Consider the following 23,836-nt stretch of genomic DNA (forward strand, 5'->3'; position numbering starts at 1 on the left):
GGCGTCGGCAGGGGTCATCGGGTCTCCTTCGGGGCGGGGACGGGGCGCGGCACCTCGATGATCCGTCCTCGCGGAGCGCCTCGGGAGGCCGGGCGCGAACGCTCACGAGGCAGGCGCGCCAGAACGTCAGAACGCGCCAGTGGACCGTGCCGCCGAGCTGTGCCAACGGCACCGCGGAACGTGCCACGCGCCTCCGCGTGCCCGCTGCGCGCTGTTTCGAGACGGCCTACGCTCACCGGATGGACGAGGTGCGGGACGCGTACGGCGCGCGGGCGGAGGAGTACGCGGCGCTGCTCGGATCGGTCGACGCGGGGCCCGCGGCCGATCGCGAGCTGATCGGGTCGTGGGCCGACGGGCTGGGGGGCACGGTCGCCGATGTGGGCTGCGGGCCCGGGCACTGGACGGAGTTTCTCCGGCGCCGCGGAGCCGCCGCGGTCGGCGTCGACCCGGTGCCGGAGTTCGTCGCGCTGGCTCGAGCGCGGTTCCCGGACGTCCCGTTCCGGCTCGGCTCGGCGCTCGAGCTCGACGTCGACGGCCTCGGGGGCGTTCTCGCGTGGTACTCGCTCATCCACCTGCCGCCGGCGGAGCTGCCCGGCGCGGTCGCGGCGCTCGCCGCGCACCTCCGACCGGGCGGAAGCCTGCTGATCGGCTTCTTCGAAGGGCCGCGCTCGGAGGCGTTCGCGCACGCCGTCGCACCGGCGTGGTTTCACCCGCTCGCCGAGATGCGCGCGCTCGCCGAGCAGGCCGGCCTCGAGGTGACCCACTCGCTCCACCGCAGCGCCCCCGGCGTCCGCGACCACGGCGAGCTGATCGCTGTACTCCCGCGCTGACGCCGAGCTGATCGCCGGCCTCTGATCCGGACGCCGCCGACGCCGCGCTGGTTCCGCGCTGACGGCTCCCGCTCCCGCTGGTCACCGGCGGCCGGCGTCCCGGCCCACCGCATCCCGCCGAGACACCACCGCCCCGCCGAGGCGCCGCCGTCTCAGCGGTGCTTCGGCGATCCCGGCGGTGTATCGGCGGACGAGGGCCGCCGCGCCTAGAGGCGGTCGGCGCGCCACTCCGTGGGGATCTCCTCGCCGCGGCGGAACGCCTCCTCCTCGCGCTCGCGCAGCTCGACGCGGCGGATCTTGCCCGAGATCGTCTTGGGCAGGGGGTGGAACTCGAGGCGCCGCACCCGCTCGAAGGAGGAGAGCAGCTCGCGGGTGTGGGCGAAGATCGCGCTCGCCGTCTCGGCGGTCGGCTCCCAGCCCTCGGCGAGGGCGACGTACGCCTTCACCACGCTGTGGCGCACCTCGTCCGGAGCCGGCACCACCGCGGACTCGGCGACGGCGGGGTGCTGCAGCAGCACGCTCTCGACCTCGAACGGCGAGATCTTGAAGTCGGAGGACTTGAAGATGTCGTCGGTGCGGCCCACGAAGGTGATCGTGCCGTCGACCGCGCGGACCGCCACGTCGCCGGTGTGGAAGTAGCCGTCGGCGCGGGCGCGCTCGGTGCGGTCCTCATCGCCGAGGTAGCCGGACATCAGGTTGACGGGCTCGACGGACAGGTCGAGGCAGATCTCACCGGTGGAGGCGGGCTCGCCGGTCAGCGGATCGACGAGGGCGATCGCGACGCCGGGCAGCGCGCGGCCCATCGCTCCGGGGACCACGGGGGCGCCGGGCGGGTTCGCGATGATCGCGGTGGTCTCGGTCTGGCCGTAGCCGTCGCGGATCGTGAGTCCCCACTCCCGCTCGACGGTCGCGATGACCTCGGGGTTGAGCGGCTCGCCCGCCGAGAGGATCTCGGTCAGCGCGCGCGGCTTCGCTCCCAGCGCCGACTGGATCAGCATCCGCCACACGGTCGGCGGCGCGCAGAACGTGGTGACCTCGGCCCGGTCGAGCTGCTGGTGCAGAGCGGTGGGGGAGAAGCGGCTGTAGTTGTAGACGAACACCGTCGCCTCGGCGTTCCACGGAGCGAAGAAGCAGCTCCACGCGTGCTTGCCCCAGCCCGGCGAGCTGATCGCCATGTGCACGTCGCCCGGCTGCACGCCGAGCCAGTACATCGTGCTGAGGTGCCCCACGGGGTACGACTCGTGCGTGTGCACGACCATCTTGGGCTTCGAGGTGGTGCCGGAGGTGAAGTAGATCAGGCACGGATCGGAGCTCTCGACGACCACCGTCGGGCTGATGCCGAAGGGCTCGAGCGAGTCGGCGTAGTCGAGCCAGCCCTCGACGGCGCCGCCGACCGCGATGCGGCCGAAGCCGCCCTCCATCTCGTCGAACTTGGCTGTCTCGGAGGCGTCCGCGATGACGTGCGCGACCTCGCCGCGCTCGAGGCGGTCGGCCAGATCGGCGGGTGAGAGCAGGGTCGTCGTGGGGAGGATGACCGCGCCGAGCTTCATGATCGCGAGCATCGACTCCCACAGCTCGAGGCGGTTGCCGAGCATGAGCATCACGTGATCGCCCTGCTCGACGCCGACCGAGTGGAGCCAGGCGGCGACCTCGTCGGAGCGCCAGCGCATCCGGTCGAAGGAGTACTTCTCCTCGGAGCCGTCCTCCTCCACGATCCAGAGGGCGGGGCGCTCGTTGCCGATGGCGATCGCGTCGAACCAGTCCACCGCCCAGTTGAAGCGGGGCCCGACGTCCGGCCACTGGAAGGCCTCGTTCGCGGCGACCGCATCGGTGCGGTGCTGCAGGAGGGTGTCGCGGGCGGCGCGGAAGCTCCCGGTGGGGTTCATGCATGTCTCCGTAGCGGTCGAGGTCCGGCCGCTGGCGGGACCGACCCCCATTCTGCTCCCGCTGCGGTGCCGGGTGCTGCGTGGGGGAGGCCCGGTGGGGATGTCCGTCGGAGGGAGCACCTGTGGAGGAGCGGTCGAGTCCGTTTCACGAAGGACGCGGCGTCAGCGGGAGAGCGGAGGGCTCGCCCGCCGCAGCAGGCGCTCCCTCCGCTCCCTCCGCGGGACCTCAGTACTTGATGGACTGACCGCCGTCGATCGGGAGGACGGTCGCGTTCACGTACGAGGCGTCGTCCGAGAGGAGGAAGGCGACGACCGAGGCGATCTCGTCGGCCTCGCCGTAGCGCTTGGTCGGGTTGACCTGGATGAACTCCTCGGCCGCCTTGCGCGGGTTCTGCGGGTCGAGCTGCTTCATCGAGTTCTCGACCATCGGGGTCCAGATGGCCCCGGGCGCGATCGCGTTGATGCGGATGCCGAACTCGCCGTACTCGATCGCGGAGTTGCGGGTGAGGCCGACGACGCCGTGCTTGGCGGCCGCGTAGCCGGATTGGTTGCCGATCGCGGTGATGCCGCCGACGCTCGCGGTGTTGACGACCATGCCCGAGCCCTGCTCGCGCATCACCTTCAGCACCTTCTCGAGGCCGAGGAACACGCCGCGGAGGTTGATCGCGACGACCTTGTCGAACTCGTCGGCCGTGAAGTCCTCGGTGAGGTTCTGGCGGCCCTCGATGCCGGCGTTGTTGAAGAAGCCGTCGATCCGGCCGAAGGCCTCGAGGGTGCGCGCGACATAGGCGTCCACGTCCGCCTCCTTCGACACGTCGGCGAGGACGGTGATCGACTCGGTGCCCTCGGGCAGGACGTCGACCGTGGCGGCGAGGCCCTGCTCGGAGATGTCGACGAGGGCGAGCTTCGCGCCCTCCTGGGCGAGGCGGACGGCTGCGGCGCGGCCCAGGCCGGATCCACCTCCGGTGATGAGGACGACGCGGTCGGTGAAGCGGGTGCTGGTGGTGGTCATGACGACTCCTGCTCGAAGAGGGATGGGCTCGGAGGCCGAGTGGTCGGCGAGTCCGTATCCATGCGTCTGCATGCAATTGGCTCCACGATACTCCACAGGTGTCGGTTGAGTCTGAGTGCGCGGTCAGGGATGGAGTGATCCGGGCTGCGGGCGCCCGCAGTCGAGCCCGGTGGACCCTCGCGAGCGGGGCCGCAGGATCCGACGCGAGCACTCGGGTTCTGGGCAGAGCCGCCGCCCCCCCCGACCCCGATTCGCCTGGCCGCCGCTTCCGGGCGACCGAGCCGCCCCGGCCGAGCAGGCGAGTCGCCGAGTCGCCGCCGATCCGCCGCTCGCCCGCCTACAGGTGCGGCTGCCCCGTCGAGGCGCTCGTCCCGCCGTCCACGGCCAGGATCGCGCCGGTGATGTACGCCGCGTCCGCGCTGGCGAGGAACAGCACCGGCGGGGCGATGTCGTCCGGCTGCCCGGGGCGTCCGAGGGCGATGCGGTCGATGAAGGGCGCGAGCTCCTCGGGGGTCGAGGCCATCGACTCGGTCAGCGGCGTCTGCGTGAAGGCGGGGGCGACGGCGTTGACCCGCACCCCGTGCGCGCCGAAGTCGAGGGCCAGCGACTGCACGAACGTCGTGATCGCGCCCTTGGTCGCGTTGTAGGCGGCCTGACCCCAGTCGCCGCGGATGCCCGACACGGAGGAGACGACGACGATGTTGCCGCGGCTCGCCTTGAGGTGGGGGAGCGCCGCCTTCACCGCGTAGAAGAGGGCGTCGACGTTCGTCGCGAAGAGCGAGCGCCAGGCGTCGTCCTCCACCTCCTCGATCGGGCCGCCGAGGTGGCCGGCCGCGTTGTTCACGAGGACGTCGATCCCGCCGAACCTCGCGACGGTGCCCTCGACGAGCGCGTCGACCTCGGCTCGGACCGAGACGTCGGTGGGCACGACCAGGACGCGCTCGGCCGGGAAGCCGGCGACGGTCTCCTCGAGCGTGGCGGGGGTGCGCCCGGCGACCGCGACGCTCGCGCCCTGCTCGAGGAAGGCGCGTGCGATGGAGCGGCCGATGCCGGAGCCGGCTCCGGTGATCAGGACGGTGCGTCCGGCGAAGGGGTAGGTGTTCGAGGCGATCATGGCGGTGCCTTCCGGGTGCAGAGGGGCGGCTCGGCGGGGTGCGCCGGGTGCGGCGGGCGTCGGATCCGCCCGGTGCCGATCATCCGCGGCACCCGAGCGGATCGACGGGCCGCCGCGCCGGTACGGAGGAGCTCCCCATCGATCCGCAGCACGGCTCCCGACCCTGGCAACCGCCGCAGAGTGCGGTCCGCGGCCGCGCGGGCTCGGGTAGACCGGAGGGACGCCAGTGGACAGGGGGAACCACCATGGACACCACGAGAACGACCGCTCCGCGCCGGGCGACGGAGCTCCGGGCGGGACGGCGCGCGACCGCGCTGGGCGCCTCGGCACTGCTCGCGGCGCTCGCTCTGAGCGGCTGCACGAGCGGCGCCGACCAGGCGGAGGAGGCGACACCCGCCGTTCCCGGCACCGCTGCTCCGGCGACCGCCGCTCCGACCGCGACGCCCACCGACGCTCCGCTCGGGCCCGTGACGCTGCCCGAGGGAGCGACCGCCGCCGTGCGGTGGACCGACCAGGTCGGCCCCGTCGATCCGCAGAGCGTGTATCTCAGCGGCGACCCGCTGCACATCACCGTCTCGGTCGCCTGCGACACCGAGGACGCCGAGGTGACGATCGAGGTCGTCGGCCTGATGACGAGCGGATCGTCGTGCGTCTACAGCCCGAGCACGACCCGCACCGGCACGGGAGGCGGCAACACGGGCACCATGCAGATCGCCGTCGAGCAGGACGCCGAGATCAGGGTGACGACGGTGCCGGACGACGCGCACTGGTCGGCCGCCGTCTCGACCGGGGCGCGAACGGTCCCCGGGCCCTGACGCCGGTCCGCGCCCTCCGAGAACGCAGAAGTCGCGGTGGTCGAGAGCGGCCACCGCGACGTCCGGGTTCTCGAGTCGCCCGGGGCGTCAGCCGATCGGGACGCCGAGCTCGGCCATGAACGGCACGGCGTCGACCGCCTCGCCGTCGACCCGCGTCTCGAAGTGCAGGTGGCAGCCGGTCGAGGCGCCGGTCGAGCCGCGCAGCGCGATGACCTGGCCGACGGTGACGGTCTCGCCGACCGACACCATCAGCTCGCTGTTGTGGGCGTAGCCGGTCTCGATGCCGCCGCCGTTGTCGAGCAGGATCCAGTTGCCGTAGCTGCCCTGGTACGACGCCTCCTCGACGGTGCCGCTGGAGGCCGCGAGGACGGGCGTGCCGCAGGCGCCGGCGAGATCGGTGCCCTTGTGGAACAGGTTCACGCCGGCGACCGGCGCGTCGGGGCGGGGGCCGTAGCTGCTGCTGATGTGGCCGGAGATCGGGACGACCCACGCTCCGGACGCTCCCGCGGCGGCCGCGGTCGACTCGCCGGAGGTGGCGGTGATCGCGTCGAGGGACGCGGTGGGCACGAGGACCTCGGGCTTGGCCTCGGCGGCGAAGGCGTCGCGGGTGACGCTCTGCTGCACGACTCCGGCCGCCACGAAGCTCTGCGGGCGGGCCGCGGCGACGGCGGTGGCCGTGTCGCGGGTCAGCTCGGAGTCGGCGGTGCCGCCCACGGCGAACGCGGGCATCGTCGAGGTGATCGCGATGCCGGCCACGAGGGTCATCGCGGCGACTGCGGAGACTCGGGGGCGCGACGGGCCGCGCGAGGGGCGGCGGCTGCGGGACTCCTGCTCCCGGAGCGAGCGACGGGTCGGGAGGGCGGACGGACTGCCGGTCTCGGCTCCTGCGGGGGTGGGAGTCGAGGCGCGTGACGAACGGTGCATGCAGAGGAGGTTCCAGGTCTGCCGACGCTCGAGGGGGGAGGCGAGCGCCGGGTGGGGCAGTGGGGCTGATCGCACGGCTGAGCCGATGCGACCCTCCAAACTACCCGCGTTCCGCCGGACCCGACCTGAGAGAAACCTCCGGAGTCAAGCGGTTGAGCGCATCGATCGGCTCTCGATCCGGAGCGGCGGGGGTGCGCCGGGTCGCCGGTGGGCGTGCTCAGCGGTCGGCGGTGAAGACCAGCAGGGCGATCACACCGGCGACCGTCGCCGCGACTCCGGAGCCCAGGCGCCACCACATCCACTTGTCGCGCCTGGGCCCGCGCACGGGACGCCGGAGGCCGGCGCGGCCCTGGTAGCCGCCGGGATCGTGCTGGAAGACCATGCCCCCAGCCTGCCGAACCCGCGCCCGTCGCGGGGTCGACTCGCCCGCGACTCCCAGCCGCGAATGGCACCGCAGGGCTGAAGCGAGAGCCGAGGAGAAAGGAGGAGAGGCGGCGACCAGGGGGAAGGGGAGGCGGGACGGCACGGGCGCAGAACGGCCGCCGCCCGCGCGCCTAGCGCGGCCCGGGCGCGCTCGCCAGCGGGTTCGCGGGGCGGGTGCCGCTCGGTAGCGTGGGGGAGTCGGCCGGAGCGGTCGACGAGCGGAGGAGCGGACATGGCCGGGACCGGCAAGGACAAGGACGCACGCGACAAGGCGGCGCAGAAGCGCGCGAAGAAGGCGCTGAAGAAGGCCGAGAAGTCGGTGCGCGCGGCGCACGAGGCGGTCCGCGACTCCAGCAAGAAGCTGCGCAAGAAGGCCCGCAAGCTGGCCGAGCAGACCGAGAAGCTCAAGCGGACCCAGGAGAAGGCGGCGAAGAAGGCGGCCGCGGCCGAGAACCGCCCGACCACGCCGAAGCACGCCGCCGAGCCGGCGGTCGGCGCCCTCGACCTCACCCCGCCGCTTCCCGGCTCGCAGGAGCCCGCCGAGGATCAGGAGTCCGCCGAGGACGCCGGTGCCGCGGCCGGGTCCGCCGCACAGCCGGAGCCGGCCCCCGACTCCGACCCCGCGCACACCCCGGACCTCACCCCGCCGCTGCCGCGCTCGGCCTCCTGACCGCGCTCGTCTGAGCGCCGCACGCCAGTGCGGGCTCAGGTGGATCGCACCCGCAGAGGCGCCGCCCGCCTGAGAATCTGCACAGACTACTCGGGCGGGCGTGCCCCGCGAGGTGAACAGCAGGTGAAGCCTCGCGACCACGCCGGAACGCCTCCCGCCACGGGAGCATCATGTCTGCGTGGATCCCTTCATCCTGCTCGCGCTCGTCGTCGTCACAGCTCTCGCCTTCGACTTCACCAACGGCTTCCATGACACGGCGAACGCGATGGCCACGTCCATCGCGACCGGTGCCCTGAAGCCCCGCACCGCCGTCGCCCTCTCGGCGTCGCTGAACCTCGTCGGTGCGTTCCTCAGCATCGAGGTGGCGCTGACCGTCACCAACGCGGTCGTGAAGATCCAGGACTCCTCGGGCGCACCCGATCCGGCGCTGCTCGAGGACGGCGGATCCGCTCTGCTGCTGATCGTGCTGGCCGGCCTCATCGGCGGCATCGTCTGGAACCTGCTGACCTGGCTGCTCGGCCTTCCCTCGAGCTCGTCGCACGCCCTCTTCGGCGGCCTGATCGGCTCCGCTCTCGCGGGCCTCGGCCTCAACGGCGTCAACTGGGCCGGCGACGGCACGAAGCTCGACGGCGTCGTCGGCAAGGTGATCCTCCCGGCGCTGATGTCGCCCGTGCTCGCCGGAGCGGTCGCGGCGATCGGCACCTGGCTCGTCTTCCGGGTGATCGGCAACCTCGCCGAGAAGAGCCTCCACCGCGGCTTCCGCTTCGGTCAGATCGGCAGCGCCTCCCTCGTCTCGCTCGCGCACGGCACCAACGACGCGCAGAAGACCATGGGAGTGATCACGCTCGCGCTGATCGCGGCCGGCGGCTGGAGCGACACCGAGTCGGTCCCCTTCTGGGTCAAGCTCAGCTGCGCGCTGGCCATCTCGCTCGGCACCTACATCGGCGGCTGGCGGATCATCCGCACCGTCGGCAAGGGCCTCGTCGAGATCGACACCCCGCAGGGCATGGCCGCCGAGAGCGCCTCCGCCGCGGTCATCCTCGCCTCCAGCCACCTCGGCTTCGCCCTCTCGACCACCCACGTCGCGACCGGCTCGATCCTCGGCTCCGGAGTCGGCCGCCCCGGAGCGCAGGTGCGCTGGCGCGTGGCGCTGCGCATGGTGATCGCCTGGGTCATCACGCTCCCGGCCGCCGCCCTCGTCGGCGCCGTGATGTGGTGGATCGGCCACCTCGTCGGAGGCGCGGCCGGCGGCCTCCTGATGGCCGCGATCCTCGTCGCCGTCGCCTCCCTCATCTACATCCGCTCGCGCCGCGACAGCATCGGCGCGCACAACGTCAACGACGAGTGGCAGGACGCGGCGGCACGCCCCGCGCCCGAGACCGCCGGCGTCTGAGCGAAAGGATCCGCACCGTGCTCTCCCTCTTCCTCTCCGCCGCCGGCCAGGTGGCCCTCGTCGCCGTGCTCCTCGGAGCAGGCCTGCCCGTGCTCTTCGCCGTCGGCGTCCGCTCCTTCGCCGTCGCCGCCGGTGCTCCCGCCTCGGGCGGGTCCGACGCCCGCGCGGTCCGGAGCGGTCTGCCCGCCCCGGTGCTGCGCGGGATCGGCGTGCTCTGCTTCGCCCTCGTCGTCGGCTCCGTCGTGATCGGCCTGAGCGTCATCATCGCGACGGGCCTCGGCCAGTCGGTGAGCTTCGAGCACGTGATCCCGACCTTCGTGCCCAAGGGCTGAGCATGGCCTCGACCGATCCGATCGCGGCGCGGGAGGGGATCGTCGCCCGCGTGGTCGGCTGGCTGCGCGCGGGCTACCCGTCGGGCGTGCCGGAGCAGGACTACCTGCCGCTGCTGGGCCTGCTGCGCCGCAGCCTCACGGCGGACGAGGTCGAGCAGGTCGTCGCGCGGCTCCTGTCGGAGTCGGAGCGGGCCGAGACGGTCGTCTCACGGGCCGTGGTCCGCGAGCGGATCGAGCAGCTGCTGCTCGGACCGGCGATGCCCGAGGACGTCGCCCGCGTCTCCTCACGGCTCGCGAAGGCGGGCTGGCCGCTGGCGGGCCCGGAGTCGCTGGCCGAGCCGGACACCCGCGAGGGCCTCGTCACGCGCATCGTCCGCTGGCTGCGCGCCGGCTACCCGGCCGGGCTGCCCGAGCAGGACTTCGTGCCGCTGCTGGCGCTCCTCCGCCGCCGTCTGAGCGACGAGGAGGTGGCCGAGGTGGCCGCCGGTCTCGCCGCCGACGCGCCCGCCTCCCGCGCGGACGTCGGCACAGCGATCGCCGGAGTGACCTCGGAGCTGCCCTCGGAGGAGGACATCGAGCGCGTGCGCCGGTCGCTGGCCGCGCTGGGCTGGCCGGAGGAGTTCGCGAGCTGACGCGCCGCGGCCCGGGTCTCGGGCCGCAGGAGTCCGCGTGCCGATCCGCCGCTGTCGCCGGCGATCCGGCCGGAGAGGCCGCCGGCCGACCGCGCCGCGATCCCGGGCGGTCCGGCCGTCGAAGGGTGACCCCGCCGGGACCAGGACGCGGACGCTGCAGCGGGCCGGGCCCGCCGTGAGCGGGCGGGACGAGCGCTGGAGCGTGTCCTCGGGCGGGCGACAGGCGGCCGCCCGGTCGGCAGGGGAGTCGCGGGGTCACGATGCGCGCCGTCCGCCGTCCTAGGTTCGGCCCGGGTCCGGATCGGCTGCGCAGCCGGCTGCCGGACCGCAGCCCGACCGGAAGGACACCCCATGCCCGCACCCACCATCGTCCTCGTCCACGGAGCGTTCGCCGACGCCGCGAGCTTCGCCCCGGTCACGCGGATCCTGCTCGACGCCGGCCACGCCGTGCGCGTCCCGGCCGTGCCGAACCGCAGCCTGCTGGGCGACGCGGAGTACCTCCGCTCCTTCGTGGAGCAGCTCGACGGGCCGGTCCTGCTGGCGGGCCACTCCTACGGCGGCGCCGTGATCACGGTGGCGGGCGCCGCCGAGAACGTGGTCGGCCTCGTCTACCTCGCGGCCTACGCGCTCGAGGAGGGGGAGAGCCTCGGGCAGCTGCAGGGAGCCTTCCCCGACTCCGACCTGCCGGCGAACCTCGTCTACACCCCGTTCCCGATCGACGGAGCGGAGCCGGGCACGGACGTGTCGGTCGCGGTGTCGGCGTTCCCGGAGGTGCTCGCGGCCGGGATCGATCCGGCCGAGGCGGCCGTGCTCGCGGTCGGCCAGCGCCCGCTCGCCGCTCTGGCCTTCGGTGAGGCCGCTCCCGTCGCCGCCTGGCGGACCCGGCCGAGCTGGGGCGTCGTCGCGGCCGCGGACCGGACGATCAATCCGGACGTCGAGCGGTTCGGCTACCGGCGGGCGGGCGTGCGCTCGGTCGTCGAGCTCGACGCGCCGCACCTGGTGATGCGCTCGCACCCGGAGGAGGTCGCGCGGGTCATCGCCGACGCCGCGGCGGAGCTGCGCTGACCGCGGATTCTTACCGATCGCGGAGGGGTGCGCTGCGTTCCGGTGCGCTCCTCCGCACCCCGCCGCGCACCGCCCCCACCCGGAAGCACGCCCCGCCGATCTAGGTACTCCCGCCGCGGATCTAGGTCGGCGTCGCGTGGAGTCGGGCCCGCCTCCTCCCTAGCCTCGAAGGGAGAGAAGGGCGGGATCGTGGACACGGACACCGCGCGGCTCGGCGCCTACCTCCGGGGGCACCGCGACCGGCTGCGCCCCGACGAGGTCGGCCTGGGCGCCGACGGCAGGCGCCGCGTCAGCGGGCTGCGCCGCCAGGAGGTCGCCGTGCTCGCGGGGATCAGCCCGGACTACTACCTGCGGCTCGAGCAGGGCAAGGACCGCCGCCCCTCGGCGCAGGTCCTGGACGCTCTGGCCCGCGCGTTCCGTCTCGACGCGGACGGGCGGGACTACCTCTTCCGGCTCGGCGGGCACGCCGCGCCGCGCCGCTCACCGATCTGGGCGCAGGCCGGGCCGACCCCGGCGCAGGTCGGCAGCCTGACGAGCATGGTCTCGTCCTGGACCACGACGCCCGCCTACGTGGTCGACCGCTACCAGGACCTCGTCGCCGTGAACGAGCTCGGCCGCCTGTTCCTCCCCCTGGCCTGCGAGCAGGGGACCAACATGATCGAGGCCGTCGTCGACGCCGCGGCGCTCGAGACCGACGCCGAGCGGCACGAGGACTGGGACCGCACGATCGCCGTGATGACCGCCGCCCTCCGCTTCCACTCCGACCCGGCGGACCCGCGCCTGCGGGTCCTGGTCGCCTCGCTCGGCGGCCGCTCGCGGGTCTTCCGCCGCGTCTGGGCGAGCCAGGAGGCGTATCCGCTCCGCGAGGGCTCGTCGCCGGTGCGCGTCGACCCCTTCGGCTTCATCGCCTTCCGCTGGCAGACTCTGGAGGTGCACGGAGGCGACCACTTCCTGACCTCCTTCTTCGGCGCCCCCGGCAGCGCCGCGGCCGCCGCGATCGATTTCATCCGGGCCCGTCACCGGGTCGAGGAGTGTCTGCGCGAGGGTGCGATACTCGACGCGTGAAGCGGGACGCGCTCGTCGTCGGTCGGGGATCGGAGCTCGCGCGGCTCCGGCTGATGGTCGACGGCATCGCCGCCCACGGGTCGGCGCTCGTCATCGACGGGGACGCCGGGGTCGGCAAGACCACCCTGGTCGAGGAGGTCGTCGCCTACGCCCGCGCACGCGATGTGCGGGTGCTGCGCACCGCGGGCTCCGCAGCGGAGTCGGGCGACCAGTACGCGGCGCTGCAGCTCCTCCTGCACCCGCTCCGCCCGGGCCTCGACGGCCTGCCCCTGCCGCAGCGGGACGCGCTCCGCGTGGCCTTCCATCTGGCCGAGGGAGTGCAGCCAACGCCGCTCCTGGCCGGCCTCTCGGCCCTGACCCTCCTGAGCGACGCCGCCGCCGATCGGCCCCTGCTGGTCGTCGTGGAGGACCTGCACCGGATCGACCCGGAGTCGGCGTGGGCGCTGCGGATGCTCGCCCGGCGCATCGGCGAGGACCGCGTCGTCGTCGTGATGACCACGAGGGATCGGCCCGAGGAGGACTCCGGCCTCGAGCACCTCCACCTCGGGCCGCTGTCGGCCGCCGACTCGGCCGCTCTCCTGGACACGCTCCCGCATCCTCCTCGCGGCGCCGCCCGGCGCGCTCTGCTCGACCTGGCCCGCGGGAATCCCCTCGCCCTGGTGGAGCTGACCGGGCGCGACCCGTCCGCCGACGAGGCGGAGGACCGCGCGGTGACCGGACGCCTCGAATCGGCCTTCGCCGAGCGCTTCGCCGAGCTCGACCAGCCCTCGCGGCTCGCCGTGCTGGCCGTGGCGCTGGGCGACGTCGCGACGGCGGAGGAGGCGAGCCGGCTGGCGAACCTGGCGATCGGCCGCCACCCCGACCCCTCCTGGATCGACAGGGCCGTCGCCGCGTCGCTGCTCAGCTGGACGCCGGGGAGCGGACTCCGCTTCCGGCACCCTCTCGTGCAGTCCGCGGTGACGAGCGTGAGCCGCCCCTCCGAGCGCGCGGCCGTGCTCCGCACGCTCGTCCAGGAGCACCGCGACGACCCGAGCCGGACGCTCTGGTGGCGGTCGGAGCTCGCGACCGGCTCGGACGGGCCGGTGGGCGAGGAGCTCGCCGGTCTCGCGGCGTCCGGCCTCGCGACGGGCGACGTCGTCCTGGCGGCTCAGGCGATGGAGCGGGCGGCGGAGCTGACCCCCGCGGGGCCGCTGCGCGTCTCGCGCCTGATCGACGCGGCCGAGTACTCCGGACTCGCCGGCCGGACCGCGGAGGCGGCGCTGCTCGTGCACCGCGCGGCGGGCGAGACCGTCGATCCGGTGCTCACCGCCCGCGCCGCCTGGACGCGCGAGACGCTGCCGACCGGGCGCACGGCCCTCTCGCGGGGAGACCTCTCGCCCGCGCTCGCCGCAGTGACGGCGCTCCAGAGCCACGGAGCCGTCGACGCCGCGACCGCCGCGCTCCTGCACCTCGCCGCCATCGCCTGGGACCACAACCGCGAGGCGTCGCCGGGGGAGCCGATGATCCAGGCGGTGCGCGCGCTCGCCCTCGACGACTCCGACCCGCGCGCCGTCCTGCTCGCGGCGGTCACCGAGCCGATCGCCCGCGGCGACGAGGTCGTCCGCCGGGCGCTCGCGGCGGCCGGCGGAGCGAGCGGTCCGGAGGAGGCGTGGTGGCTCGGCTACGCGCTCAACACGGCGGGCGAGGTCGAGGTCGCCCGGGAGCTCCTGGAGGAGGCGATCACCGGGCTGCGCGCGCGCGGCGACATCCGGATCCTCCCGCAGGCGCTCCTCGCCGCCTCGATGACCACGTCGCTCGCCGGCCGCTTCTCGCGCGCCCGCTCCTTCGCCGAGGAGGCGCTCGTCCTCGGGAGCGACCTGGGGGACGTCGGCTTCGAGACCGCGTCCCGGGCCTGCCTGGCCTGGTTCGACGCGATGGAGGGCGTCGCGCCCGATCCCGAGGCGATCAGCGCGGGCAGCGCGATCGGCGCGGCCGTCCTCTGCTCGAGCGTGATGCGGGCGACGCTCCGCGGATCGCGAGCGGCGGTGGCGGTCCTCGAGTCGCGACCGGGCGACGCCGTGCCGGAGCTCCTGCCCCTCCTCGACACGGACGACGACTCCCTGAACCCCGGCTTCGCGATCCTGACCACGCCCGATCTCGTCGACGCGGCTCTCGCGATCGGGGACGTCGGAGTCGTTCGCCTGCACGCCGCGAGGCTGGAATCGCTCTTCGAGCGCTGGCACCAGCCGATGATCGAGGCGGCCCTCCGGTACGCGCAGATCGCCGTGGCGCTCGCCGACGGAGCGCCGGACGCCGCGGCCGGGCTGCTCCGCCGGACTCCGCCGCCGCTCCCGTACGTGCGGGCGCGGGCGCTGCTGCTCGTGGGCGACGGGCTGCGCCGGGCCGGTCAGGCGGCGGAGGCGCGGCCCCTCCTCCGCGAGTCGCTGGCGATGCTCGAGGAGCTGCCGATCCGCGCCTGGGCCGATCGGGCCCGTGACGCGCTCCGGGCCGCCGGAGGGAGGATCGCCGACGCGCCGTCGCCGGCCGCGGCCACGCTGACCCCGCAGGAGCTGCGCATCTGCGCTCTCGCGAGCACGGGGCTGTCGAACCGCGCGATCGCGCAGAACCTGTTCCTCTCGCCGCGCACGGTCGGCGCGCACCTGTACGCGGCGTACCGCAAGCTCGGGATCGGCGGGCGGGGCGAGCTCGCCGCGGTGCTCGGGAGGGACGCGGGCGCCGACGTCTGAGGCCGGACTCCGCTCGCAGGGGCGCCGGGACCCACTCCGAGCGCAGACGCGCAGGCGCGCCCCGGAACGGCCGGGACGCGCCTGCGAGCGTGCCTCGCTACTCCTGGATGAAGGCCAGCAGGTCGGGGTTGATGACGTCGGCGTGGACGGTCAGCATGCCGTGCGGGTAGCCCTCGTAGATCTTGAGCGTCGAGTTCTGCAGCAGCTCGTGCTGCTTGAGCGAGGCGTCCTTGTAGGGGACGACCTGGTCGTCGTCGCCCTGGGTGACGAGGACGGGGACGGTGATCGCCTTCAGGTCCTCGGTCTGGTCCGTCTCCGAGAAGGCCTTGATGCCCTCGTAGTGCGCGAGCGCGGATCCGGTCATGCCCTGGCGCCACCAGTTGTCGACCACGGGCTGCGAGAGCTCGACCCCCTCGCGGTTGAAGCCGTAGAAGGGCCCGGAGGCCACGGCCTGGTAGAACTCGGCGCGGTTCGCCGCGAGAGCGTCGCGGAAGCCGTCGAACACCGAGATCGGCGTGCCCTCGGGGTTCGCCTCGGTCTGCACCATCAGCGGCGGGACCGACGAGACGAGGACGGCCTTGGCCACGCGGCCCTGGGGCTCGCCGTACTTCGCGACGTAGCGCGCGACCTGGCCGCCTCCGGTGGAGTGGCCGATGTGGATCGCGTTCCGCAGGTCGAGGTGCTCGACGACCGCGTTCACGTCGCTGGCGTAGTGGTCCATGTCGTGTCCGGTGCCGACCTGGGTCGAGCGTCCGTGCCCGCGGCGGTCGGTCGCGATGACGCGGTAGCCGTGCGCGTGGAAGAACAGCATCTGCGCGTCCCAGTCGTCGGACGACAGCGGCCAGCCGTGGTGGAAGACGATGGGCTGCGCGTCGGTGCTGCCCCAGTCCTTGTAGTAGATCTCGACGTCGTCGTCCGTGGTCACAAACGGCATCTTCGAACCTCCGTGCTCGTGTCGATCCCGAGCCCGGCCCGGGTCGTGTCCAAGGTGGTGCCTCCCCGGATGAGGGTGGGGAGCGGCTCCACGATAGGGGCGTGGGAGCGCTCCCTGAAGAGCGCGGGGAGATGTTCCGACGATCGTCCAGACCTGGTCGCATGGGCGGTGGCGAGGCCGCCGGCCGCGCACGCCGTGTGGGGTCGGATGACTCGTGACCGGCACCGCGGACGCTGACAGGATCGCGGCGGACGCGCCCTCCCGCGGCGCGCGGATCGGAGGTCGCGATGCCCACGACGACGCCCACGACGACGGCCCTGCCGACGCCCCTGCCGACGACGCCCCGGCCGGCGGTGCTCCGGTGACCGTCGAGGACCGCGTCCCGATCGAGCCGCAGGCGGTCGTCGCTCCGCTCAGCCGGTCCGCCGTCTTCCTCTCGCTCGACATCGTCGGCGGGCAGGACGCCGCGGACCGCGTGCGGGACGTCGTCGCCGACGTGGGCGGGATCCTCCGCGCGGTCGGCTTCCGCGACCTGGGCCTGCGCCTCTCCTGCCTGGTCGGGATCGGGAGCGACGCATGGGACCGCTTCGGCGGGGAGGGGCGCCCCGCGCAGCTGCATCCGTTCAGGGAGGTGGTGGGCGCGGCGCACACGGCCGTCTCGACGCAGACCGACCTCCTGTTCCACATCCGGGCGGAGCGGGACGACGCCTGCTTCGAGTTCGAGCGCCTCCTGCTCGACGCGCTCGGCGAGGACGTCGTCGTCCGCGACGAGGTGGTCGGCTTCCGCTACTTCGACAACCGCGACCTGCTGGGCTTCGTCGACGGCACCGAGAATCCGACCGGCGAGGCGCTGCCCCGCGTCGCGCTGATCGGCGCGGAGGACGCGGCGTTCGCGGGCGGCAGCTACCTGGTCGTGCAGAAGTACCTGCACGACCTGACGGCGTGGCACGCGCTCACCACCGAGCAGCAGGAGCGGGTCATCGGCCGGAGCAAGGCCGACAACGTCGAGCGCGAGGACGATCCGGCGCAGCTCTCGCACAAGGGGCTCGCGACCGTAGTCGACGCCGGCGGGACCGAGCACGACATCCTCCGCGACAACATGCCCTTCGGCCGGCCCGGCAGGGGCGAGTTCGGCACGTACTTCCTCGGCCTGGCCGCCGACCTGTCGGTGATCGAGACGATGCTGACGCGGATGTTCGTCGGCGTGCCCGCGGGCCGGCACGACCGCCTCCTCGACTTCTCGACCGCGACGACCGGCGGGGTCTACTTCGTGCCCTCGCGGGACGTGCTCGAGGGCCTGGGCGGCTGACCCGGGCCGGTCGTCGGGGCGCGGATCGAGTCGGATGACCGTGGTGCCGCCCGGGCCGGAGCGGTGGGATCGGAGCAGCGCAGGCGCGCAGGACGATCAGCAGGGAGAACGCCGTGGAACCCGACGACAGCACCGCTCCGCACCACGAGACCCCCGGTTTCGGAGACCCGGACCTCCCCCAGGAGGGGATCGTGAACACCGAGGGCGATCCCTCGGCGAACACGATGACCGGCCCGCAGAACCGCGTCCTGGAGGGACTGTTCCCGAACCAGATCGCCGCGCCCGCGACGGACATCAGCACGCAGCCGTTCTTCTGGTCCTCCTTCAACATCTCGCCGCGGCGGGTGCAGCGGGGAGGCTGGGCGCGCGAGCTCACGCAGGCCGATTTCGCGATCTCGAACGAGATCGCCGGCGTGAACATGTACCTCGAGGCCGGCGGGATCCGCGAGCTGCACTGGCACCAGAGCGCCGAGTGGGCGCTGATGACCAAGGGGAACTGCCGCATCACCACGCTCAGCCGCACCGGCCGGCCCAGCGTCGACGACGTGCAGGAGGGGGACCTCTGGTACTTCCCGCCCGGCCTGCCGCACTCCCTGCAGGGCCTCGGCCCGGACGGGGCGGAGTTCGTGCTCGCGTTCGACGACGGCGAGCAGTCCGAGAGCAACACGCTCCTGCTCACCGACTGGTTCGCGCACACGCCGCCGGACGTGCTGGCGAAGAACTTCGGCGTCGCGCAGGAGGTCTTCCGCGACATCCCGCTGCACGACCTCTGGATCTTCCCGGGCGACGTGCCCGGCGACCTCCAGGCCGACCGGGCCGCGGCCGGGGTGCAGGACGGCGACGAGGCGGTGATCTTCCGGCTCTCCCGCTCCGAGCCCGTGTACCAGAACAGCGGCGGCCGGATCCAGATCGCCGACAGCACGAACTTCCCGGCCTCGCGCACGGTCTCGGCCGCGCTGACGACCGTCGAGCCCGGCTCGATGCGCGAGCTGCACTGGCACCCCAACGCCGACGAGTGGCAGTACTACCTCCGCGGATCCGCTCGGATGACCGTCTTCAACACCGGCCCGCACGCCAACACGACCGACTTCCACGCCGGAGACGTGGGCGTCGTGCGCCGCAACTTCGGCCACTACGTGGAGAACACCGGCGACGACACGCTCGTCTACATCGAGACCTTCAAGAGCTCCCGCTACGAGGAGGTGTCGCTCGCCCAGTGGCTGAGCCACCTGCCGCCGTCGCTGGTCGCGCAGCACCTGAACATCCCGGAGGAGGTGCTGGCGACCTTCCCGCCCGGGACGCAGGGGATCACTCCGTTGCGCTGAGGGAGGGACGCGCGGAGGGGACGGGGACATGGCGGAGGATCACGAGGCGGCGCTCCTGCCGTGGGCGGGGAGGGCGGCGGTGCTGCTGGACCGGCACCTGCGGGTGCTGGCCGCGACTCCGCTCGCGCGGGCGCTCTCGCCCGCCTTCGCCCCAGGAGTGAGCATCGCCCGCTTCACCTTCCTGGACTCGTCCGAGGTCGAGGACCTGCCCTGCTGGGGGTCCGCCGCCGATCAGGTCGCGGCGATGCTCCGCGACTCGCTCGAGCGGCATCGGGGGGACCGGGAGTTCCTGACGGTCGTCGGGGAGCTCTCGGCGAGGAGCCCGCGGTTCGCGGACTCGTGGGCGGCCGGGGCGGAGGCCGACGCACGCGGGTCGGTCGTGTTCCTCGACACCGCGGTCGGCTCCGTTCCGATGGACTACCGGCTGGTCCGGGACGGCGCGCGCCTCCTGCTCCTGTTCGAGGCGGGTGACGCGACGGATCGCGAGGCTCTCGCCCGGCTCGCGGCCACGCGTCAGGCGCCGGCCGGGGCGGCCAGCGCGGTGCCCGCCTCCGGAGCGGGCCGCAGCGAGGCGAGGACGTCGACGGCCGCAGCCGCCGGAGTCCCCGCTGCCGCGAGGTAGGTCACGACGTACCGGCCCGGAGCGCCGGCGAGCTCCAGGGTCTGCATCTCGAGGTCGAGCCAGCCGAACGGCTCGACGTGGACGCGGATCCACCGGTGGGTGAAGGGGCGGACCTGGTACTCGGCCCAGATCGACCGGAACAGCGGATTCTCGACCGAGCACTCGCCGACGATCTCGTGCAGCCGCGGATCGTCGGGGTCGCTGTAGAACCGCAGCGCGGCGATCAGCTCGCGGAAGACCTGGCCCCACGCCCGCAGCTGGTCCGGCGGGTCGCCGTTCGCCACGGCGCGCGCGTAGCCGCGGGACGTGGAGAGCAGCATGTTGGCGCCGGGCACGCCCTTGTCGGGGGCGAGACGGCTCATCAGGTCGTTCGCGCCGAGGACGTCGAGGTTGCGGTCGAACGCGTACGCCGGGGTCCTCGGCCAGTGGGCGAGCAGCGACTCCACGCCCTGGCCCGGCGGAGGAGAGTCGGGATCGCGCGGCCCGGGGCGCAGCCGGGCGAGCCGGAAGAGGTAGGCGCGCTCGAACTCGTCGAAGGCGAGCGCCTCGGCGAGGGCGTTCAGCACCTGGTCGGACGGGGCGACCGCGTGCCCCTGCTCGACGCGGAGGTAGTAGTCGCGGCTGATCCGGGCGCGGTCGGCGACCTCCTCGCGGCGCAGGCCCGACACCCGCCGCCGGGTGCCCGCGGTCGGCACGCCGACCTGCTCCGGCCGCAGCGCCGCCCGGCGAGCGCGGAGGAACTCCGCGAGGGGGCTGCGAGAGCTCATCGTGCGACTCCATCGGATCACCCGCCGGGTCGAGCGGCGGTCGTGCGGGGGTGGGGCCGTACCGGTCGTCCGGTGGGACACAGAGTACCGTCGGGCGCTCGCGGGGCCCACTGCCCTGCTGCGCCTCCTGCCCGGCGCCGACCGGGGGCCGGGCGCTCGGGACGGTTCGCCAGAGGGAGCGCTCCGGAGGGTTCCGACAGAGGGAGGAGAGCGCGGCCGCGCCCGGCGGTCAGCATGGGGTCCTCGGAACCCGTCCCTCAGGAGTCGCGATGACGATCAGTGCACTCTCCTCGCCGCCCGCGCACCCGAGCGCCCCCGAGGACGTGGTGGTCCGGATGCTGAGCTCGGCGTCGCCCGCGCGGGAGCGGCTCCTGGTGGTCGAGGGCGGGATCGGCTCGGGCCGGACGCACATGCTGCGCTCCGCCGCGGCCACCGCTCGCGCCGCCGGCTGCGAGGTCGTGGAGGTGCGGCCGGACCGGGGCGACGCCGTGATCGGCGCGTCCTCGCTCGCGCTGTTCGCCACGCTGATCGGCCGTCTGCAGCGGGTGCGCGACTCCTCCGCCTCGCCCTGCGACCCCGGCTTCCTGATCGTCGTCGACGACTGGGAGCGGTTCGACGTCGCCGCCCGCGAGACCCTCCAGGCCCTGGTGACCCGGCTGGTGGACGAGGTCGGCGCCGCCTGCCTCCTCGCCACCGGCGACCGTCGCGTCCTCGCCGGCTGGGAGGGCCTCCGGCACCGTCGCACGGAGCCCCTCGACGCGGAGGCGGCCCGCGGCTTCCTGCGCACCCACGACGGCCGCCGGCCGCTCGCCGTCGAGGCGCGCCTGCTGCGGGTCGCGGAGGGGAATCCGCTGCTCCTCGACGTCCTCGGGCTGGCCTGGGCCGACGAGGACGTTCCCTCGCCCTTCCCGGTCTACCCGCGACTCGAGCAGGCCGAGACCCGGGTGCTCGATCTGCTGGCTCCGCTGTCGGAGCCGAGCCGGGAGGCGCTCCTGGTCGCCGCGGTGGCGGGCGCCGAGTTCCCGGAGAGCATCGGGTCGGCCCTCGGAGACGGGGACAGCGCCCTGGTGCAGGCGGGGATCCTGACGGCGGGCGGCCGTGCGTTCCGCGACCCGGTGGTCCGAGCGGTGGTGCTCTCGACGGCGACGCCCCGAGCGCTGCGGGCGGCCCGGAGGCGGCTCGCCGAGCGCCCGGAGTCGGCCCCGCACCTCCGCCTGCTGCTCGCGGCGGACGACGCCGCCGGGCCGGAGGAGCGGGCGCGGCTGCTGAGGGACGCGGCGGAGGAGCGACTTTGCGCGGGTCGGCCGCAGGAGGCGCTGCTCCTCCTCGCCGAGGCGCGGTCGAGTGCGCGCGGTGGTGCTCTGCGGGAGGAGCTCGAGACGCGCGCGGCTGCCGTCGCGGCCTTCACCGGCGACGCGGCGGCCCTCGAGCGGGTGGTCGAGCGCTCGCGGGAGGACGGCGGGGTTCCCGGGGCCGGCGTCGAGGCGGCGCGGCTGGCCGATGCGCTGCTCCGCACGGGGGACGTGGGCGGGGTCCGCCGCGCGGCCCTCCGGGGGCTCGGCGCTCGGGTGGGGCGTGGGGGCTCGCGAGTCGGTGGTGCCTCGCTCGCCGGCGGTGCCTCGTCTGTCGGTGGTGCCTCTCCTGTCGGTGGTGCCTCTCCAGTCGGCGGTGTCGCTCCCGCCGAGACCGACGCCTCCCGCGACGACGCCAGCAGCTTCTCCGCCGACCGCGTCGCCCCTCACGACGCCGCCGCCGACCTGCTGGCGACCGTCCTCCACCTCGCCTGCATGCTCCGCGGCGATCCCGCGTGGTGGCAGGAGGCGCTCGCCGTCGGCGAGGAGCACCCCCTCGATCCCGTCCTGCGCCTCGTGGAGGCCTGCGTGCGGCCGGTCCCGGACGAGGAGTGGGAGGGTCGCCTGCGGCTCGCCGAGGACTCCGCGGCCACGGGCGACCCGTGGAAGACGGTCGCGCTGCATCTCGCCTGGTCGCTGCTCGAGGTCTCGGACGAGCGCCGCGACCGCCTCGCCGGGCTCCTCGACGGCGGGGAGGAGGCGGACGGCCTGCCCGGCGCCCTCGCCCTCCTCCGTCGCGGCACCAACGCCGTCGACGGCGGTCGCCTCGACGACGCCTCGGCCGACCTCGACCGCGCGGCCGCCCGCGCCGACGACCTGCCCGCCGTGCGCGCGCTGATCGACGCGACTCGCGCCCGGGTCCACGCCGTGCAGGGCGACCGGGCACGCACCCTCGAGTGCGCCGAGCGCGCGACGGCCTGGGCGCTGCGGCACGGAGCGGCGTCGGTCGCGCGCGCCGCCGATCACGCCCTGTGCTCGCTCGACCTCGGCGGCGGCCGTTTCGAGGAGGCGCACGCCCGCTCCTCCTCCCGCGCCGGCGGCGATCCGCTGGAGCTCCTCGACGCCGCCGAGGCCGCCTCGCGCCTCCGCCTGCCCGAGCACTGCGCCGAGCTGGCGGCGGCCGCGGCGGAACTCGCCGCGCGGCCCCTCGCTCCCCGCGGGCGGATGCTCGCCCTCGCGGCGACCGCGGTCCTCGATCCGACCGGCGGCGCGGGTGCCCTCTTCGAGCGCGCCCTCGACCCGGCCTCCGAGGAGTGGCCGTTCGAGCGGGCGCGCGTCCAGCTCTGCCACGGCGAGTGGCTGCGCCGCCGGATGCGCCCGCTGGAGGCGCGCACCCGGTTCCGCCAGGCCGCCGCGGGGTTCGCCGCGGTGGGGGCCGAGCTCTGGCTCGCCCGCGCCCAGCACGAGCTGCGGGCGGCGGGCGGAGCGGGGGAGGCGCCGGTCGCCGCCGACCTCAGCGAGCAGGAGCGGCGCGTGGTCTCGCTGGCAGCTGCCGGCCTGTCGAACAAGCAGATCGCCCAGCAGCTCTTCGTCTCGCCCCGCACCGTCAGCGGGCACCTGTACCGGATCTTCCCCAAGCTCGGGGTGACCTCGCGGGCCGGGCTCCGCGACGCGCTCCTCAGCCTCGAGGACGCCCGGAGCGCGTGACGGAGCCGCAGGATCGAGTCATCCGACCTGGTGCCTGCCGCCGCGGGAGGCGCATGCTGAGCGCATGACGTCGCAGCAGATGATCGACCCCTCCGTCCCGCCGAGCGGCCCCGGCTGCGTCGAGTGCGAGCAGTCCGGCTCGTGGTGGCTGCACCTGCGCCGTTGCGCGCTCTGCGGGCACATCGGCTGCTGCGACGACTCGCTGAACCGCCACGCGACGGCCCACTACCACTCGACGGGCCACGCGGTCATTCGCAGCTTCGAGCCCGGCGAGGACCGGTTCTGGGACTACCGGACCGACGACTACGCCGACGGCCCCGCACTGGCCGACCCGCAGAGCCACCCGGCGAGCCAGACCACCCCGGGGCCGAAGGACCGCGTGCCGCGCGACTGGCAGTACCTCCTCGCCGAGCGCGCCGAGCGCGGCTGAGCCGCGCGCCTCGCGACAGCGCAGGACTTTCGCGAGAGTCCAGGAGTTGTCGCACTCGGCATCGACTGCGACAACTCCTGGACAGTCGCCGGCCGCCGGCCGCCGGCTCCCTGCGCACGTCCGCAGGCGGCGTGCAGACAGAAGTCACCGTGCTCGCGACCGACCACGGCGACTTCTGAATGGTCGCGGCGGCCCGCCGACGAGCGATCGCCACGAGAGTCCAGGAGTTGTCGCACTGGGCGTCGAGTGCGACAACTCTCGAGCAGTCGCGGCCGTCGGAGCCGCCGACACCCAACGCTTGTTTACAGGCGGCGAGTAGCCAGGAGTCGCCGTGCTCGCGACCGACTACGGCGACTTCTGGATGGTCGCGGCGGCCCGCCGGGGAGAGAGCGCCACGAGAGTCCAGGAGTTGTCGCACTGGGCGTCGAGTGCGACAACTCTCGAGCAGTCGCGGGAGCAGTCGCGGGAGCAGGTCGGAGCCAGCTGCCCAGCCGGCGGCCGACGCCGCGCCTGATCGGCGTTCGTCAGCTCCGGACCCCGCCGGCCGACCCCCGCCCCGTCAC

22 protein-coding genes are annotated in these 23,836 nt (G+C 74.2%); 14 read left to right on the forward strand and 8 right to left on the reverse strand.

Annotated elements, in window-relative coordinates:
- Nucleotides 1-239: 239 nt before the first annotated feature.
- A complete protein-coding gene (locus tag C5C35_RS15895; RefSeq protein WP_104248165.1) occupies nucleotides 240-830 on the forward strand; it encodes a trans-aconitate 2-methyltransferase in 591 nt (196 codons plus the stop codon).
- 206 nt (nucleotides 831-1,036) lie between these two features.
- On the opposite strand, the gene C5C35_RS15900 is transcribed toward C5C35_RS15895, so the two are convergent.
- The 3 genes from C5C35_RS15900 to C5C35_RS15910 form a co-directional block, all read right to left on the reverse strand.
- Nucleotides 1,037-2,716: an AMP-binding protein gene (locus C5C35_RS15900; RefSeq protein WP_104263557.1), complete on the reverse strand. Its 1,680-nt coding sequence runs from the start codon at nucleotides 2,714-2,716 to the stop codon at nucleotides 1,037-1,039.
- 226 nt (nucleotides 2,717-2,942) lie between these two features.
- Nucleotides 2,943-3,728 (reverse strand): glucose 1-dehydrogenase, encoded by a 786-nt coding sequence (locus C5C35_RS15905; protein WP_167299040.1) that lies wholly within the window; start codon nucleotides 3,726-3,728, stop codon nucleotides 2,943-2,945.
- 337 nt (nucleotides 3,729-4,065) lie between these two features.
- A complete protein-coding gene (locus C5C35_RS15910; protein ID WP_244229515.1) occupies nucleotides 4,066-4,842 on the reverse strand; it encodes an SDR family NAD(P)-dependent oxidoreductase in 777 nt (258 codons plus the stop codon).
- 245 nt (nucleotides 4,843-5,087) lie between these two features.
- Here C5C35_RS15910 and C5C35_RS15915 point away from each other — a divergent pair, with 245 nt between their 5' ends.
- Nucleotides 5,088-5,657, forward strand: a complete 570-nt coding sequence (locus C5C35_RS15915; protein WP_104263559.1) for a hypothetical protein — start codon at nucleotides 5,088-5,090, stop codon at nucleotides 5,655-5,657.
- Between the two features lie 87 nt (nucleotides 5,658-5,744).
- Here C5C35_RS15915 and C5C35_RS15920 read toward each other — a convergent pair whose 3' ends face one another.
- Nucleotides 5,745-6,422, reverse strand: a complete 678-nt coding sequence (locus tag C5C35_RS15920; protein ID WP_181074628.1) for a M23 family metallopeptidase — start codon at nucleotides 6,420-6,422, stop codon at nucleotides 5,745-5,747.
- A gap of 376 nt (nucleotides 6,423-6,798) precedes the next feature.
- The gene (locus C5C35_RS17075) at nucleotides 6,799-6,963 is read right to left on the reverse strand and encodes a hypothetical protein (RefSeq protein ID WP_159940529.1); all 165 of its coding nucleotides are present in this window, start codon (nucleotides 6,961-6,963) and stop codon (nucleotides 6,799-6,801) included.
- 273 nt (nucleotides 6,964-7,236) lie between these two features.
- On the opposite strand from C5C35_RS17075, the gene C5C35_RS15925 reads away from it, so the two are divergent.
- The 7 genes from C5C35_RS15925 (at nucleotide 7,237) to C5C35_RS15955 (ending at nucleotide 14,887) form a co-directional block, all read left to right on the forward strand.
- The gene (locus C5C35_RS15925; RefSeq protein WP_104263560.1) at nucleotides 7,237-7,674 is read left to right on the forward strand and encodes a hypothetical protein; all 438 of its coding nucleotides are present in this window, start codon (nucleotides 7,237-7,239) and stop codon (nucleotides 7,672-7,674) included.
- A gap of 178 nt (nucleotides 7,675-7,852) precedes the next feature.
- A complete protein-coding gene (locus C5C35_RS15930) occupies nucleotides 7,853-9,067 on the forward strand; it encodes an inorganic phosphate transporter (protein WP_104224012.1) in 1,215 nt (404 codons plus the stop codon).
- A 17-nt stretch (nucleotides 9,068-9,084) separates the two neighbouring features.
- Nucleotides 9,085-9,399, forward strand: a complete 315-nt coding sequence (locus C5C35_RS15935) for a hypothetical protein (RefSeq protein ID WP_104263561.1) — start codon at nucleotides 9,085-9,087, stop codon at nucleotides 9,397-9,399.
- A gap of 2 nt (nucleotides 9,400-9,401) precedes the next feature.
- The gene (locus C5C35_RS15940) at nucleotides 9,402-10,031 is read left to right on the forward strand and encodes a DUF3349 domain-containing protein (protein WP_104263562.1); all 630 of its coding nucleotides are present in this window, start codon (nucleotides 9,402-9,404) and stop codon (nucleotides 10,029-10,031) included.
- Between the two features lie 351 nt (nucleotides 10,032-10,382).
- The gene (locus C5C35_RS15945; RefSeq protein ID WP_104263563.1) at nucleotides 10,383-11,096 is read left to right on the forward strand and encodes an alpha/beta fold hydrolase; all 714 of its coding nucleotides are present in this window, start codon (nucleotides 10,383-10,385) and stop codon (nucleotides 11,094-11,096) included.
- Nucleotides 11,097-11,285: 189 nt separating this feature from the next.
- Nucleotides 11,286-12,161 (forward strand): helix-turn-helix domain-containing protein, encoded by an 876-nt coding sequence (locus C5C35_RS15950; RefSeq protein ID WP_181134107.1) that lies wholly within the window; start codon nucleotides 11,286-11,288, stop codon nucleotides 12,159-12,161.
- Nucleotides 12,158-14,887, forward strand: a complete 2,730-nt coding sequence (locus C5C35_RS15955; protein ID WP_104263565.1) for an AAA family ATPase — start codon at nucleotides 12,158-12,160, stop codon at nucleotides 14,885-14,887. Before C5C35_RS15950 ends, C5C35_RS15955 begins: the two co-directional genes overlap by 4 nt.
- 97 nt (nucleotides 14,888-14,984) lie before the next feature.
- Here the strand turns inward: C5C35_RS15955 and C5C35_RS15960 are convergent, their stop codons facing one another.
- The gene (locus C5C35_RS15960) at nucleotides 14,985-15,821 is read right to left on the reverse strand and encodes an alpha/beta fold hydrolase (RefSeq protein WP_104227375.1); all 837 of its coding nucleotides are present in this window, start codon (nucleotides 15,819-15,821) and stop codon (nucleotides 14,985-14,987) included.
- A 214-nt stretch (nucleotides 15,822-16,035) separates the two neighbouring features.
- Between C5C35_RS15960 and C5C35_RS15965 the strand changes: the two genes are divergently transcribed.
- The 3 genes from C5C35_RS15965 to C5C35_RS15975 all read left to right on the forward strand — a co-directional run bounded on the left by C5C35_RS15965 (nucleotide 16,036) and on the right by C5C35_RS15975 (nucleotide 19,077).
- Nucleotides 16,036-17,130: a Dyp-type peroxidase gene (locus C5C35_RS15965; RefSeq protein WP_308470973.1), complete on the forward strand. Its 1,095-nt coding sequence runs from the start codon at nucleotides 16,036-16,038 to the stop codon at nucleotides 17,128-17,130.
- A gap of 113 nt (nucleotides 17,131-17,243) precedes the next feature.
- Nucleotides 17,244-18,455 carry a cupin domain-containing protein gene (locus C5C35_RS15970; RefSeq protein ID WP_244229514.1) on the forward strand — a complete coding sequence of 404 codons (1,212 nt, stop codon included), beginning with the start codon at nucleotides 17,244-17,246 and terminating at the stop codon, nucleotides 18,453-18,455.
- Nucleotides 18,456-18,483: 28 nt separating this feature from the next.
- Nucleotides 18,484-19,077, forward strand: coding sequence for a hypothetical protein (locus C5C35_RS15975; protein ID WP_104261236.1), 594 nt, complete (start codon nucleotides 18,484-18,486; stop codon nucleotides 19,075-19,077).
- On the opposite strand, the gene C5C35_RS15980 is transcribed toward C5C35_RS15975, so the two are convergent.
- On the reverse strand, nucleotides 18,969-19,844 hold the full coding sequence (locus tag C5C35_RS15980) for a helix-turn-helix transcriptional regulator (protein ID WP_104227374.1): 876 nt from the start codon (nucleotides 19,842-19,844) through the stop codon (nucleotides 18,969-18,971). The genes C5C35_RS15975 and C5C35_RS15980 overlap by 109 nt on opposite strands.
- A gap of 269 nt (nucleotides 19,845-20,113) precedes the next feature.
- On the opposite strand from C5C35_RS15980, the gene C5C35_RS15985 reads away from it, so the two are divergent.
- A complete protein-coding gene (locus tag C5C35_RS15985; RefSeq protein WP_104263566.1) occupies nucleotides 20,114-22,843 on the forward strand; it encodes a LuxR C-terminal-related transcriptional regulator in 2,730 nt (909 codons plus the stop codon).
- Nucleotides 22,844-22,907: 64 nt separating this feature from the next.
- Entirely contained in the window at nucleotides 22,908-23,273 is a 366-nt protein-coding gene (locus C5C35_RS15990; protein WP_104263567.1) for a UBP-type zinc finger domain-containing protein, read from the forward strand.
- 345 nt (nucleotides 23,274-23,618) lie between these two features.
- On the opposite strand, the gene C5C35_RS17155 is transcribed toward C5C35_RS15990, so the two are convergent.
- Nucleotides 23,619-23,836 (reverse strand): hypothetical protein (locus tag C5C35_RS17155; RefSeq protein WP_219814196.1); only part of this gene is annotated, 218 nt, incomplete at its 5' end.

The sequence above is a fragment of the Rathayibacter sp. AY1F8 genome, assembly GCF_002932165.1.
Classification (GTDB): domain Bacteria; phylum Actinomycetota; class Actinomycetes; order Actinomycetales; family Microbacteriaceae; genus Rathayibacter.

Bases quoted from the DNA above. Each gene is read 5' to 3' on its own strand.
- C5C35_RS15910 (WP_244229515.1), bottom strand. From the start codon at position 4,842: ATGATCGCCTCGAACACCTACCCCTTCGCCGGACGCACCGTCCTGATC.
- C5C35_RS15925 (WP_104263560.1), top strand. From the start codon at position 7,237: ATGGCCGGGACCGGCAAGGACAAGGACGCACGCGACAAGGCGGCGCAG.
- C5C35_RS15905 (WP_167299040.1), bottom strand. From the start codon at position 3,728: ATGACCACCACCAGCACCCGCTTCACCGACCGCGTCGTCCTCATCACC.
- C5C35_RS15920 (WP_181074628.1), bottom strand. From the start codon at position 6,422: ATGACCCTCGTGGCCGGCATCGCGATCACCTCGACGATGCCCGCGTTC.
- C5C35_RS15900 (WP_104263557.1), bottom strand. From the start codon at position 2,716: ATGAACCCCACCGGGAGCTTCCGCGCCGCCCGCGACACCCTCCTGCAG.
- C5C35_RS15985 (WP_104263566.1), top strand. From the start codon at position 20,114: ATGACGATCAGTGCACTCTCCTCGCCGCCCGCGCACCCGAGCGCCCCC.
- C5C35_RS15980 (WP_104227374.1), bottom strand. From the start codon at position 19,844: ATGAGCTCTCGCAGCCCCCTCGCGGAGTTCCTCCGCGCTCGCCGGGCG.
- C5C35_RS15940 (WP_104263562.1), top strand. From the start codon at position 9,402: ATGGCCTCGACCGATCCGATCGCGGCGCGGGAGGGGATCGTCGCCCGC.
- C5C35_RS15990 (WP_104263567.1), top strand. From the start codon at position 22,908: ATGACGTCGCAGCAGATGATCGACCCCTCCGTCCCGCCGAGCGGCCCC.
- C5C35_RS15915 (WP_104263559.1), top strand. From the start codon at position 5,088: ATGGACACCACGAGAACGACCGCTCCGCGCCGGGCGACGGAGCTCCGG.
- C5C35_RS17075 (WP_159940529.1), bottom strand. From the start codon at position 6,963: ATGGTCTTCCAGCACGATCCCGGCGGCTACCAGGGCCGCGCCGGCCTC.
- C5C35_RS15895 (WP_104248165.1), top strand. From the start codon at position 240: ATGGACGAGGTGCGGGACGCGTACGGCGCGCGGGCGGAGGAGTACGCG.
- C5C35_RS15945 (WP_104263563.1), top strand. From the start codon at position 10,383: ATGCCCGCACCCACCATCGTCCTCGTCCACGGAGCGTTCGCCGACGCC.
- C5C35_RS15960 (WP_104227375.1), bottom strand. From the start codon at position 15,821: ATGCCGTTTGTGACCACGGACGACGACGTCGAGATCTACTACAAGGAC.
- C5C35_RS15975 (WP_104261236.1), top strand. From the start codon at position 18,484: ATGGCGGAGGATCACGAGGCGGCGCTCCTGCCGTGGGCGGGGAGGGCG.